General features: G+C 42.2%; 13 protein-coding genes. 8 read left to right on the top strand and 5 right to left on the bottom strand.

The genetic code is table 11. The features are described from left to right. Positions 1-23: 23 nt before the first annotated feature. The 4 genes from zwf (at position 24) to KKZ03_RS01945 (ending at position 4,423) form a co-directional block, all read left to right on the top strand. Positions 24-1,505 (top strand): glucose-6-phosphate dehydrogenase, encoded by a 1,482-nt coding sequence (gene zwf, locus KKZ03_RS01930; protein WP_243221732.1) that lies wholly within the window; start codon positions 24-26, stop codon positions 1,503-1,505. Continuing rightward, positions 1,506-2,189, top strand: coding sequence for a 6-phosphogluconolactonase (pgl, locus tag KKZ03_RS01935; protein ID WP_243219722.1), 684 nt, complete (start codon positions 1,506-1,508; stop codon positions 2,187-2,189). It begins immediately after the preceding gene. 127 nt (positions 2,190-2,316) lie between these two features. Then, positions 2,317-3,384: an ecdysteroid 22-kinase family protein gene (locus tag KKZ03_RS01940; protein ID WP_243219723.1), complete on the top strand. Its 1,068-nt coding sequence runs from the start codon at positions 2,317-2,319 to the stop codon at positions 3,382-3,384. A 283-nt stretch (positions 3,385-3,667) separates the two neighbouring features. Continuing rightward, positions 3,668-4,423: a DUF5765 domain-containing protein gene (locus tag KKZ03_RS01945; protein WP_243219724.1), complete on the top strand. Its 756-nt coding sequence runs from the start codon at positions 3,668-3,670 to the stop codon at positions 4,421-4,423. Between the two features lie 111 nt (positions 4,424-4,534). Here the strand turns inward: KKZ03_RS01945 and amrS are convergent, their stop codons facing one another. After that, positions 4,535-5,620, bottom strand: coding sequence for an AmmeMemoRadiSam system radical SAM enzyme (gene amrS / locus KKZ03_RS01950; protein WP_243219725.1), 1,086 nt, complete (start codon positions 5,618-5,620; stop codon positions 4,535-4,537). Between the two features lie 149 nt (positions 5,621-5,769). On the opposite strand from amrS, the gene amrB reads away from it, so the two are divergent. From amrB to KKZ03_RS01965, 3 genes are all read left to right on the top strand, one after another. Beyond that, positions 5,770-6,549: an AmmeMemoRadiSam system protein B gene (gene amrB, locus KKZ03_RS01955; protein ID WP_243219726.1), complete on the top strand. Its 780-nt coding sequence runs from the start codon at positions 5,770-5,772 to the stop codon at positions 6,547-6,549. Continuing rightward, entirely contained in the window at positions 6,536-7,093 is a 558-nt protein-coding gene (gene amrA / locus KKZ03_RS01960; RefSeq protein ID WP_243219727.1) for an AmmeMemoRadiSam system protein A, read from the top strand. The genes amrB and amrA overlap by 14 nt, the downstream gene beginning before the upstream one ends. A 568-nt stretch (positions 7,094-7,661) precedes the next feature. Next, positions 7,662-8,129, top strand: coding sequence for a hypothetical protein (locus KKZ03_RS01965; RefSeq protein WP_243219728.1), 468 nt, complete (start codon positions 7,662-7,664; stop codon positions 8,127-8,129). A 73-nt stretch (positions 8,130-8,202) separates the two neighbouring features. Here the strand turns inward: KKZ03_RS01965 and KKZ03_RS01970 are convergent, their stop codons facing one another. Further along, a complete protein-coding gene (locus KKZ03_RS01970) occupies positions 8,203-8,631 on the bottom strand; it encodes a YcgN family cysteine cluster protein (RefSeq protein ID WP_243219729.1) in 429 nt (142 codons plus the stop codon). Between the two features lie 76 nt (positions 8,632-8,707). Beyond that, complete coding sequence (locus KKZ03_RS01975) at positions 8,708-9,691, bottom strand: MerR family transcriptional regulator (protein WP_243219730.1); 984 nt, start codon at positions 9,689-9,691, stop codon at positions 8,708-8,710. A 239-nt stretch (positions 9,692-9,930) separates the two neighbouring features. Here KKZ03_RS01975 and KKZ03_RS01980 point away from each other — a divergent pair, with 239 nt between their 5' ends. Beyond that, entirely contained in the window at positions 9,931-11,541 is a 1,611-nt protein-coding gene (locus KKZ03_RS01980; RefSeq protein ID WP_243219731.1) for an NAD+ synthase, read from the top strand. Positions 11,542-11,798: 257 nt separating this feature from the next. Here KKZ03_RS01980 and KKZ03_RS01985 read toward each other — a convergent pair whose 3' ends face one another. Together KKZ03_RS01985 and mgtE are read right to left on the bottom strand one after the other, a co-directional pair. Then, positions 11,799-12,515: a YebC/PmpR family DNA-binding transcriptional regulator gene (locus KKZ03_RS01985; protein ID WP_243219732.1), complete on the bottom strand. Its 717-nt coding sequence runs from the start codon at positions 12,513-12,515 to the stop codon at positions 11,799-11,801. Between the two features lie 95 nt (positions 12,516-12,610). Next, complete coding sequence (gene mgtE, locus KKZ03_RS01990) at positions 12,611-14,056, bottom strand: magnesium transporter (protein WP_243219733.1); 1,446 nt, start codon at positions 14,054-14,056, stop codon at positions 12,611-12,613. Positions 14,057-14,068 lie beyond the last annotated feature (12 nt).

Below are 14,068 nucleotides of genomic sequence, written 5' to 3' on the forward strand. Positions count from 1 at the left end.
AACCGTTAACCGAGTCCTTCTTTATGAATGCCGAACCCTGTACCTACGTTATTTTTGGAGCCACTGGAAATCTTTCCAGAATTAAATTAATGCCAGCTCTATATCATCTTGATGCGGCCAATCGACTGCCTGAAGGGACTCGTATTGTCGGCATAGGACGCAGACCCTGGGACCAGAAAAAATGGCTGAGCGAAGTCAGAGACATGATTGAGCAAAAATCAGGTAATGATTTTGATGAGACTATTTTTCAACGTTTCAGCGACCGCCTGCAATATCATCAAGGCGATATAGAACAACCGCCTTGTTATACTGAATTGGCTGAGCTACTTAACGACAAAAAATTCCCTAAAAACATTGCCTTCTACCTGTCGGTTAGTCCCTCAGAATTTGGCAACGTGATGGAGATGTTAAGCGATAACCAGTTATTTGATGAAGAAGACGGTTGGCGACGGGTCATTATTGAAAAACCTTTCGGTTATGATTTGGACAGTGCCCAGGCATTACAAAAACGCATTAGTCACTATTTAACGGAAGAGCAAATTTACCGTATTGATCATTATCTGGGTAAGGGTATGGTGCAAAATGTGCTGGTATTTCGTTTTGCCAACATTATGCTGGAACCTATCTGGAACCGCAATTACATCGACCATATTCAAATCACTCATTCTGAAGAAATCGGTATAGACAGTCGGGGCGACTATTATAACGGTGCCGGGGCAATGCGTGATATGTTGCAAAGCCATCTACTACAATTACTGACCTTGGTAACCATGGAACCGCCAGCTTCAATGGCAGCAGAATCCTTGCGCGATGAGAAAGTTAAAGTATTAAAGTCAATTCGCCCTATTGCCAAAGAAGCCGTGCATGGGCATGCCTTTCGGGGTCAATATGCCCAGGGCCATATTAAAGGCGAAAAGGTCAACAGCTATCTACAAGAAGAAGATATTCCTGCCAATAGCGTCACAGAAACCTATGCTTCCATGAAACTGTATATCGACAACTGGCGCTGGCGCGGTGTACCCATGTATTTGCGTACCGGTAAACGCATGGCTAAAGCGCAATCAACTATTTCGATTTGCTTTCGCCACCCGCCATTACAATTTTTCCGTGATACCGATGTGCAATGTATGAACCAAAATTGGATCTTATTGGGCATACAACCGGAAGAATGTATTCGTATTGAAATGACGGTAAAAGAACCCGGTCTGGAAATGAGCACGAGAACCAGCAGTCTGGATGCCAGTTTTAGAAATGATGATGAAAAAGCCATCGATGCTTATGAAGACCTGTTACTGGATGTTTTGAAAGGCGATAGATCTCTGTTCCTGCGCTTTGATGAAGTCGAATATGCCTGGCGGATTGTTGATCCTATCTTGCAAACCTGGGCGATTGAACGTGACTATATTGCCACTTATCCTTCAGGTTCCTGGGGACCTGAAGATAGCCGTCTATTTGATAAAAGCGCTCAATCCTGGCGCAGTTCTTTAACACCGGAGTGTAAATAAATGCAACATAACAGTCGTTGGCACACTATGGAAACAGCCGATCAAGTCGCTTTAGCCGCTTACCAACAAATTCTTGAGTGTGCAAAACACGCCATTGCCGAACATGGCTGCTTTAAATTAGTATTGGCTGGCGGCAGTACGCCGGAAAAAGTTTATCACTTATTGGCCGAGGCAAATGCTGACTGGGCCAAATGGTTTATCTACTATGGCGATGAGCGTTGCTTGCCAATAGATCATGCCGATAGAAACAGCCTGGCGGCAACCCGGGCTTTTCTTGAAAAAGTAGCGGTTCCGGATACACAGATTTTTACGATCCCTGCTGAACTGGGCCCTGAACAAGGCGCTAAGAAATATCAACAAGTCGTCGCAACTGCCCTCCCCTTTGATATGGTTTTATTGGGTATGGGTGAAGACGGTCATACCGCCAGCTTGTTTCCGGGACATCAGCACCAGGAAGATGAATTGGCACATGCGGTTTATAACTCACCAAAACCACCACCAGAAAGGGTTTCTATTAGTGCAAAGGCCTTAAGTAATACGCAACAACTAATCTTCCTGATTACTGGCGCAAACAAACAGGAAGCCGTTAAAAGCTGGCGTTCAGGTCAGGAGTTACCGGTTGCTACAATTAGCGCCAAGAATCCTGTCGATATTTATATTGATAGAGATGCTTATAATCCATGAATAATAACTTGTAAACCAACAAGGTGCGCCTACCAAAAAAGGCGCATCGAATCTGTTAGGGAGCGCTTAATGCCTTAGTGTGCCCTATCTTGTCGCTGAGCACCCCTCCCTGCTGATTTTTAAGATAATGCACAATATTATTGTTCACCACCCCAAGGATTTGACAATCGACTGGGCTCAACGAGTAGTTAATCAACATAACACGGATATAGAAGTTTTCGGTGTGAACATTACTTCCGTAGATGTTGGTACGACAACACGCGTACGCATCAAAGTGGAACACACTGATCCCGCTATTTTACCTGAACAGTGGTTTGTAAAGCTCCCCTCTATGGCTTGGCAAGCAAAGTTAATCACCGCATTACCAAGACTGTTACATACCGAGGTGCGGTTTTATAATGAGGTAGCCCACGCTGTATCGGTTACTGTACCTCATTTTTTGGCAGCGCAAAGCAAGCTTGGCAGGGGGGCGACACTGGTTCTTACTGATGTGACTGAATTTGGAGCCATTCCGGGTAATCCGGGTGATGCCTTGACATTGACTCAAGCAACCAGAGTTATCGAACAACTGGCAAAATTCCATGCCTGTTTTTGGAATAAAGACTGTATCAATCATAGCTACCCTTGGCTGGCAGGTCCCGTCCGCAGCCTGGAAGACTTTTTAGGCACCGCCATGGCAGTGCCGTTAATGAAAAGAGGCCTACAACAAGCTGGCGAACTCGTACCTTTTAAACTTCATGCACAAGCCATTCATTATGCCCGTAATCGCAGGCAGGCAATGCGCTTTCTTACACAAGCCCAACAAACACTGGTTCATCATGATTGTCACCCAGGCAATTTATTCTGGAATCAGTCCCAACCGGGCCTTCTCGATTGGCAGTTAATCCGTTTTAGTGAAGGGATAAGTGATATTGCTTACTTCCTGTCTGTCTCCCTAAACACTGAGACCCGACGTCTTCATGAAGCGAGCCTTATCGCAACTTATGCTCAATGCCTTCAAGACTATGGCATTGTCGGTATTGATGTTAATACCCTGCTGCAAAGATATCGCGCTCATCTCATCTATCCGTTTGAAGCAATGATTATAACGCTGGCAATCGGCGGCATGATGAACCTACAGAGCAACCATGAACTAATACGCCGGACTGCGGCGGCAATAGAAGATCTTGATGCTTTTTCTGCCCTACCGCTATAGCTAAATATTACCAAAATATCAATGGAGTTAGTGGGTAGGTGGATAATCATTTGAATCCTTTCTGTAAATGCTGCTTTAAATCCGGTTTATTGCCCATGACACTCAGTATGTTTACACAAGCCTTTATCAATCCCTCTCAACTTGTAATACAATACCCGGTGTTATGCTGATTGAACTATTAACCATCAAAAAACTTAACTGATGCTTCAATGTTAATAAGCCAACAAATAGACTGTTATAGCAAACAGTATTTAATAAATATAAAAAAGGGGGGTACAGTTTTATGTGTTGGAGTGGTGAAGCGTCAGGCGTTTTAGCTATCGCAGGTTTAAGTACCGCAGCTTATGTTGCACTTAAACAAGGGGAATCGAAAGAACTTTGGATTCCATTAACTTATTTTGCCTTAATGGAGTTATTGCAGGCAGTAACTTATGTCTATATCGATTTATGTGATAATCCGAATAATCAGATACTCACGCTTTTAGGTTATTTACACGTCGCGTTTCAGCCATTTTTTGTCAATATGGTGGCGATGTATTTTATTCCGGTTAGTGTCAAATTAAAAATTAGAACAACTGTTTATACAATTTGTGCAATAGGCTCAATAGCCATGCTAATCAAAATGTATCCATTTGCGTGGGCCGGTACCTGTAACATTGGCGTAGAAGGTTTTTGCGGACCCGCTGTCTGTTCAACTTCGGGTTCTTGGCATATTGCCTGGCAAATGCCTCTAAACGGTCTGATGTCAGATCCTGTTAAATGGTTATTTGGTTTTAACTGGGGACTGCATGCATTCACCTATATTCTGGTGTCTTTTTATATGCCGTTAATGTATGGTTCATGGCGCTTTGTGGCTTTTCATTATCTGATTGGGCCGTTTATTTCAGATATTACTACCACAGATCCCAACGAATATGCTGCCGTTTGGTGTCTGTTTTCTATCGCTCTTTGTGTATCAGTGATTAAATCACCTATCAGAAAATTTTTACACGTTAAAAAGTGGCCTTTTTATAAAACTGAAATTGGCGATGCACTTTAGTTTGTGTAAGCATTACTTTCTGTTAACCGCTATTTAGCTATCACTAAAAATACGAAGATCTCAAAAAGAACTATTGTGATCTTCGTAGCCAGTCAACAGTAATCATTTTACTCAATTCATAATAACGGCTTTTCGTTTTGCGCCCCAGTTTCCGGGCTTTGAATTAAATATCCCGGCACAACGCACCCCACAAAAACGACAACATCCTGCCGCATCCAAATTCCATTCCGACAGTTCATACCAGTCACGACCTATCAATAACTTACCGCAGCTATGGCAATAAGTACTGTCTGCCGACTTATCATGGACATTACCCACATAGGCATAATGCACCCCATTTTTTAAAGCAATCTGCCGTGCCTGTAATAACGATGATATTGGTGTAGGCATCTTGTCGAGCATCTTCCAGTCAGGATGAAAGGCAGTAAAGTGCATAGGCACATCCGGCCCCAGATTCTCGACCACCCACTGAGTCATCGCTTCAATCTCCGCTTCCGTATCATTCTCATCAGGAATAAGTAAAGTTGTTAACTCCAACCAAGAAGACGTTTCGTGCTTGATATATTGTAGGGTTTCCAATACCGGTTGCAGGTGCCCGCCAGTAACTTGATGATAAAAATGTTCACTAAAGGCTTTTAAATCAATATTTGCGGCATCCATCCATTGATAAAATTCAGCTCGGGGCTGCGCGCAGACATAACCTGCTGAAACTGCCACTGACTTTATGCCAAGACTTCTACAAGCCTGAGCGGTATCAATCGCATATTCATGAAAGACTATCGGATCATTATAGGTATAAGCAACGCTGTCACAACCGTAATCTAGGGCAGCTTGGGCAATTGCATCAGGAGATGCCTTACTCATTAGGGTATCCATTTCCCGAGATTTACTGATATCCCAGTTTTGGCAAAATTTACAGGCAAGATTACAACCCGCCGTACCGAATGAAAATACCGGTGAGCCGGGTAAAAAATGATTCAACGGTTTCTTTTCAATAGGATCAATAGCAAAACCACTGGACCGGCCATAACTGGTCATGACAAGCTGATTATCCAGATTCTGTCTGACGAAGCACAATCCGCGCTGGTCTTTGTGCAGCTTGCAAAACCTCGGACAGAGATCGCATTGAATGCGGCCATCATCCAAGCTATGCCAATAGCGAGTTTTCACCGTGTCATGGGTAATAAAAGCCGTCATTATCATTCTCCTGGAACGGTTAATAAATCATCTTGTCAGAGCACAGCATTAACAGGTAATATCTGTGGCCATGTTATTAGCATAAAATATATACTCTCGATTTGCAAAGATTACCAAAAATCTTTTACTGAAAAATAAAGGACAAGCTCATGAACAGACAACCCGCCGTAGCAGGAACTTTTTATCCTTCCAACCCGATACAATTGCATCAAATGCTGGACAATTATTTAAACGAGGCTGAAACGAGTGCGAAAATACCCAAGGCGATTATTGTTCCACATGCCGGCTATATTTATTCAGGGCCTATTGCCGCAACGGCTTATGCCCGCTTAAAAAAAGCGCATGACTTGATTACCCGCGTTGTTATTATTGGCCCTTCTCATCGCGTCGCTTTTAAGGGACTGGCGGTAAGCAAGGCCCAAGCCTTTATTACCCCGTTAGGCTCTATTACTGTCGACCAAAAAGCCGTAGAGCTCATAGCTAAACTACCCTTTGTCGATTATCTTGAGGAGGCCCACACCCATGAGCATAGCCTGGAAGTCCATTTACCTTTTTTACAAGAAATGCTGGATGACTTCACAATCGTGCCCATTGTCGCTGGCGATGCATCACCGGAACAAGTGAGTCAGGTTATAGATACACTGTGGGGCGGCAATGAAACATTGATTGTTATCAGCTCTGATTTAAGTCATTATCACGATTATGCAGTCGCAAAACAACTCGACAAAGGAACCAGTCAGATCATAGAACATCTGCAATATGAACGGCTTACTGATGGCTCCGCCTGCGGTAAAGTGCCGGTAAGCGGATTGTTAAAGCTGGCACGGGAAAAATCACTCACAATTAAAACAGTTGACCTGCGTAACTCCGGTGATACCGCTGGAGATAAAAACAGAGTCGTAGGATATGGCGCTTATGTCATTGAATAAAGAACATCAACAACAATTGCTGAATGTAGCCAAAAACTCCATTCAGCATGGTTTGCAAACCGGTCGGCCATTAAAAATTAATTTAGCCGATTTCCCGACGGTATTGACTGAACATCGCGCTACCTTTGTTACCTTGCAAAAAAACCATCAACTACGCGGTTGCATTGGCATGTTGGAAGCAATCAGGCCACTGGTTGAAGACATTGCAGAAAATGCTTTTTTAGCCGCTTTCAAAGATCCTCGTTTTATGCCTCTGACAGAAGATGAATTCGATGAACTGGAAATACACTTGTCCATACTCACACCAGCAGAAGCGGTTTCATTTAGCTCTGAACAGGACTTAATAACCCAACTACAGTCTGGCATAGATGGTTTAATATTGGAAGAAGGCCGAAAGCGTGGAACCTTTCTACCTTCAGTATGGGAGCAATTACCCGAGCCTGAACAATTTCTGCAGCATTTAAAACAAAAAGCAGGGCTCCCCCTCAATTACTGGTCGAAAAATATCAAAATTTATCGTTATCGAACCGAGATGATTGGTTGAGTATTTAGATAGGCTAGTGCTCATATCTACTGCAAAAATACAGTCCACAAAAAGCTAAAAAACTGGTAAAAAAACCATGTTATTAAACAAAGATGAGGTTCTGTTGACGTTTTGTCTAAAAAATTAATCCAAGTTTTTTAATTAGATAATTTAAAGTGCAATTTTCTAATCGTAATTCAGGCATGGATTAACGCTACTTACAAGCCAGGAATGTCATTCCATCATCCGAATGCCAGAATTTATTAACGGCATGCTGATAACCCATTGATTTATTCTTTTTTAGACGTTAACAGAACCTACGCTACTTTGGTACTCATCCGAAAAATAGACAGTAATTTTTAAAGCAGGAAAACGACTTATCTTAGTTATTTTCTGAGTGGACTACAAGAAAATGCGCCTTGTATAGTAGATATTGACTGTGATAAAGTCTAGCCAAGTTTTTGCTGAAATTCTTTATCAGCACTCAAGTCCGATTGTTTTCTTTTCCCGTTCAAGCCATCGTTCTAAATATTTTACCCAGCTTTACAAGTAACTCGGTTATTTTAATAAATGAAATGGAAAAATTAAGATGACAACTTACCGACTATTTTTATTCAGTTTTTTAACTGTTTCGTGGACGTGCCTAAGCGGCTTTAATAAGCCAATTTCTAATGTTATATCAACTCAGGAAATACAGAAAACAGAGTTTGAACTCCAATCAATAGAAACTAAAAATACTCATAAAACGCAGCAAAGAAAACTGACAACCATTAACGTAGCAGACACCAGCATTACTGATGAAAACCCTGTTAGACCTGACGAATTTGATAAAACCCTTGATCTTTCCGTACCTTTTCAAGGCACTGAAAATACAGGCATAAAAAATAAGCAAAAATCAGTTACACAAAGCCAAATGACTAATATTTTTGCCCCGGAAACTGAAAAAAATCATGGGCCACTAGAATTAAATGGCAGTTTTTTAATGTCTCCAGAACCGGAAGCCGGAAAACAAAAAACGATAGATGGGGCCGGCTTTGTTATTAAACTTAAACCCTGATAGCAGCAATAGCTTAAATAAGCTACGCGTACCTTACTTGTACCCCACAAGTTGGCAACCATAAATACTGGATTTAATCCAGCCATTCAATAATGTGGTCTTCCAAATCCATCCCAACAGATTCTTTGATCGCATATCGTCTAATTGAAACACCCGCTTTTTTAACACTGGCAGCATTTCCCGATATTAGCGGATGCCATTTTGGCAAATCTTTACCATCGTTGAGTAAGCGGTATGCACAAGTCGAAGGCAACCAATGAAATTGCGTAAAGTCATCTTGTTTTAAATTTAAACATTCAGGAACCAATCGGGTACGTTCGCTATAGCGAGTACATCGACAGGTCTTTAAATTAATAAGCTTACAAGCAACATTGGTGAACACTATTTCACCGGTATCCTCATCCTCAAGCTTATGTAAACAACATTTACCACAGTTATCACACAATGACTCCCATTCTTCGTTAGTCATTTCAGGCAGTTTCTTGGTTTTCCAAAAGCTCATAGAAAATTTCAATGATTAATCAAGTAGTAAAATATTGGCTTATGTTATCCCAAACAAAACAACTCGGTATATCTATTCATACCGTATCAACTTCCTGATCAAGATTTTCTAAAGCCAGTTGATCCAGAATTTGTCTAAAATGTGCATAACCTTCAATATTTAACACACCAACTTCATTTAAAACCGCTTGAAAATGACCCGCAGCGCGACCTCCGACAATAATTGCAACGTTACTACCCACCAGTTTTTTAAGTCGTCTTAGTTCTTTTGCCACAACATGATCATCGGTAGCAAAGCTAAGACTAAGCGTTAATGCACAGGCATTGATATATTTCACTCCGGCGGCAATTTCTTCAGCCGGTAAATTCGCCCCCAGGTAAGTCACCTGCCAACCGCTAAGTTCTGCCATAATAGCGGCCAGTAAGGCACCTAATTCATGCAATTGGCCAATCGGTGTACTAACAATCATCCTGGGTGCATTGGCAGCACATGGATTGTTGTTACGCAAAATATAAGTCAAGGAACGAATCACTGATGAAGTCATATGTTCATGAACCGGCCTCAACTCCCCTAATTTCCAGCGCTCACCAATCTTGCTTAACAAAGGCGTCAGCAAGTGCTCAATAAATACTTCAGTCCCCAGCTCTACAATTGCATTTTCAAAGTGAGATTCCAGTGCTTTGGCATCGAAAGCTAAAACTGCAGCATAGCATTTTTCAATATAATCTTCGGTAAGATAAATTCTGTCGGCAGCCAAAGGCTGATCACGACTAAACGTTTTTGTTATTGCATTGGGTTCATTTTTTATGAGTTTTTTTAGATCATCAAGAGAAAATTGAGCAATTTGACTGATACTATGGCCGTTGCTGGTGGCCTCATTGAGTAATTTTAGGCGGGCAATATCCTGATCGGTGTAAACCCGATGCCCACCTGAGGTGCGTGAAGGTGTTACAGCCTGATAGCGACGTTCCCAAGCTCTGACAAGATCAGATTTAACCCCTGATCTTTTCGAAACGGTACTAATTAAATATTGCGCTGAGTCATCATTAATACCAGTCATAGCTTGCTTCTTTGTATAAAAAGTTAAAAACCATAGTAACATAAAGCTTTACAAAACATTGACAAAATTATGACAGCAGCATGTCAATATAAAAACCACCAATGATTTTAGACCATTAACAGCGAACTTCTAAAGACAGAGTTTACATGCTGTTTACCAACACACGCGTGCAAAAAACGTATAATGATTGACTAATCAGCTTCCAAGCTATTTTTTGCCAGCACTTTGAGCCTTTCTTTATGTCACTAAAAATCGCACTTGCACAAATCAATTTCCTGGTTGGTAATATAGCCGCAAACGTTGATCAGATCATCGAAGCAGCTGTTTATGCCCGTGATCATTTACATGCAGATATGATCGTCTTTCCAGAACTGACTATTACCGGCTATCCGGCAGAAGACCTGCTATTGCGCGCTGATTTTATTGCCGCAGCCAATAATGCCATTTATCAACTTGCCGACCGTATTGCCGACATTGCCTTGGTAGTGGGTTTTCCGGAACATGACGGTGATAAGCTTTACAACAGCGCAGTGGTTTTACATCAAGGCGTTATGCTCGCCTGTTACCGTAAACAGGAATTACCTAATTACGGGGTGTTTGATGAGCAACGCTATTTCACTGCCGGAAATCAACCCTGTGTATTTGAGTTTAATGGCACTTTCATTGGCCTGACGATTTGCGAAGATGTTTGGAAAAGCGGCATTATTGATGCTAATAAACAAGCAGGTGCAGAATTACTGCTAACACTCAATGCCTCACCGTTTAATTCGGGAAAAATCCATCAACGCGAAGCCATTATTTGTCAGCAGGTTAAGGCCGCCAAAATTCCTCTGATCTATGTTAATCAAGTAGGCGGTCAGGATGAGTTAATTTTTGACGGCGCCTCATTTGTTGCTGATTCACAAGGCTACATTGTCTTTCGTGCCGAAGAATTTAAAGAGCAAATCAGTGTCATTGATTTTGACGACAACCATCCGGTAACCAGTACCTGCGCGCCCCTTTACAATGAAATTTCCAGTGAGTATCAGGCCCTGGTACTGGGTATTAAAGATTATGTCCGTAAGAACGGTTTTCAAGGTGCCATTTTAGGCTTGTCCGGTGGCATTGATTCAGCACTGGTTTTGGCGTTGGCGGTTGATGCGCTGGGGCCTGATAAAGTTGAAGCAGTGTTAATGCCCTCCCGTTACACGCAAGACATGAGTAATGAAGATGCCGTATTTCAAGCTGAAACACTGGGTGTGAAATACCACACAATCCCTATAGAACCAGCAGTTAATGCATTTACGGGCATGTTGGCAGAGATTTTTAAAGATACCACCAAAGATACCACCGAAGAAAATATTCAGGCGCGTTGTCGTGGGGTCATTTTAATGGCACTCTCCAATAAACAAGGCAAACTGTTACTAACTACCGGTAATAAAAGCGAAATGAGTGTAGGTTATGCAACGCTTTACGGTGATATGGCCGGTGGCTTTGCACCTATTAAGGATGTCCCTAAACTATTGGCTTATCAATTGGCCCGCTATCGTAATACTTTGTCCGAAGTAATCCCCGAGAGAGTCATTACCCGCCCGCCATCAGCTGAATTGGCAGCTGATCAAATTGATGCCGACTCTTTACCGCCTTATGAAGTTTTAGACCCCATACTGGAGCGTTATGTAGAGCTGGATCAATCCGCTGAAGAAATCATTGCCGCCGGATTCAGGCGCGAAGATGTCACCAGAGCCATTAATCTGGTTGATAGAAATGAATATAAACGCAGGCAATCTCCTCCCGGCATCAGAATTACCAGCCGAGCATTCGGACGCGATCGACGTTATCCCATTACCTCAGGCTACCGGGGTATTTAGTCCTGTTTTGGAACCCTCTGAGATAAGTTCCTAAAACTGACTAATCGAATTACAATCTTGAAAACCTGTTACCTTTCTCCGTTCGTCCCAAGCTTGTCGAAGATGAATGGAGAAAGACAAGAAGCACAAAAATGTTAGTGACGCCGGAATAGATTTTATTTAGCGGCTTTGAATCAATAAAATAAAACCATTCGACCTTTAGTTCAGGATGAATCCGCAATTAAGCGCATCAGCCATAAACCATCAGATATTTACCATCAATACTCAGCATCATGATAAATGTTCTGTACGTCATCCAATTCATTAAGCATATCCAAAAATTTTTCAAACAATTCCAGATCATCACCGCTAATAGCCGTCACAGTTCTTGGCAAAAATTGAATTTCGTCGACCTCAAAATCAATCTTGCCTAACGAATCCATTAAGGCTTGCTTGGCCTTAAAGTAATCAGCCTGGGGCGTAAAGACCGTGACTTTGCCATTATCGCTTTCAATATCGGTAACATCCACATCGGCCGTTAGCAAGGCATCAAGAACAGCATCCTCATCATTATTTTGAAATGCCAAAATAGCGGCATGATCAAACATATGGCTAACCACACCTTGAGTACCAATTTTACATTTGGTTTTGGTAAAACACTGGCGCACATCACCGAAAGTACGGTTAGGGTTGTCGGTCAGACAATCAATAATCACCATGCAACCACCTGGACCAAAACCTTCATATCGGGCAGGGGCGAAATCTTCACCGCCACCGCCTTTGGCTTTCTCGACGGCTTTTTCAATAACATGGGTTGGTACCTGATCTTTCTTGGCCCGATCAATCAGACCCCGTAATGCCAAATTACCATCCGGATCGACACCGCCGGCTTTAGCGCATACATAGATTTCACGGCCATATTTACTGTAGACCTTTGCCTTGGTATCAGACGTTTTGGCCATAGACACTTTACGGTTTTGATAGGCTCTACCCATTTGATTACTGCTCCATTGACAAATAAAAATAGACAAATTTTACAGATAAGTCATTGCCTAGGGAATCTTTTAATCACATGAGCAATCGTCAGTCTCTATTTAATTAAAAACAAACTCGCCAACCCAAGAAAAATAAAGAACCCCATTGAGTCGGTAATAGCAGTTAATATAACGCTGGTGCCTACTGCAGGATCTTTACCAAATTTATGCCGTAGCAATGGAATGGCAAGACCGACCACCACAGCAACTAACAGATTAATAAACATGGCGGTTGTCATCACTGCAGAAAGTGCTATGTCCTCATAAAGCAGCAGACTCAACAGACCCATAATCAAGCCAATAAAAGTACCGTTAATAACGGCAAGAGTGAGTTCTTTTTTTATCAAGCGCTTAATATTACTTGGCGTGATTTGTCCTAATGCCAATGATCGAATAATCAGCATACTGGTTTGATTGCCGGTATTACCGCCCATCGCTGCAATAATCGGCATCAATGATGCCAGAGCAACCAGTTGCAATATAATATCTTCAAATACTCCAATAATACGGGTTGAAGCAAAGGCTGTTGCAATATTGATTAATAACCAACCCCAGCGATTTCTGGCACTTTTCCAGACACTGGAAAACAAATCTTCTTCTTCGCCAACACCCGCCTGAGTCAATAGGTCTTCATCCGTTTTTTCGCGAATAAAATCCAGTATATTATCGACACAAAGCCGTCCCTGAAGCTTACCGTTACTATCGACCACCGGAGCAGAGATTAAGTCATAACGTTCAAATGCCCTTGCCGCTTCTGCGGTATCCTGATCAATCTGAAAGCGAATAAAGTCAGTCACCATAACATCAGAAACCTGCCGGGACGGCAGATGCGTTAATAAGCGTTGTAGTGGCAAGATACCCTCAACTTTATCGTACTGATCGACCACAAATAATTTATCGGTGTGACTGGGCAGTTTGCCGAGCTTGCGGATATAAGCAATAATCGCTTTTAGATTGAGATCAGCGCGTATGGTAATCATGCCAAAATCCATCAGCGCACCGACCTGATTATCCTGGTAAGACAGAATGGCATTTAAATGCTGACGATCCTTACTGTTTAACGACCGGAGAATCTTTAGCATGGTTCTCTTGGGAAGGTCTGCTGCAAGATCTGCTATTTCATCGGTATTTAATTTACCGGCGACTGTTGCCAGTTCTTCTGCTTCCATACCTGAAATGAGCGTTTGCCGAACCGCATCAGATACTTCCAGTAAAACTTGTCCATCATGTTGGTTTTTAATCGCATCCCATAACGTCTTACGCTGATCCAGGGGCAACGATTCAAGAATAAAAGCAATATCTGCCGGACGTAAAAGGGCAAATTTTTCCTGAAGACGAACTTGATGCTGATTTTGTAATATCGCTTCAACCAGTTCGTGATTGGCTCCAGGGCCACGCTGAACGAGGGATTTTTCCAACTGCTGCTTTTCCAGCAGGGTAATGACATCCTGTAGCTGATGCTCCAGAAACTGTGCAGAATGAATTTTTTCAGAAGTTTGCATAGTACACTGCTC

The sequence above is a fragment of the Methylobacter sp. S3L5C genome, from assembly GCF_022788635.1.
Taxonomy (GTDB): Bacteria; Pseudomonadota; Gammaproteobacteria; order Methylococcales; family Methylomonadaceae; genus Methylobacter_C.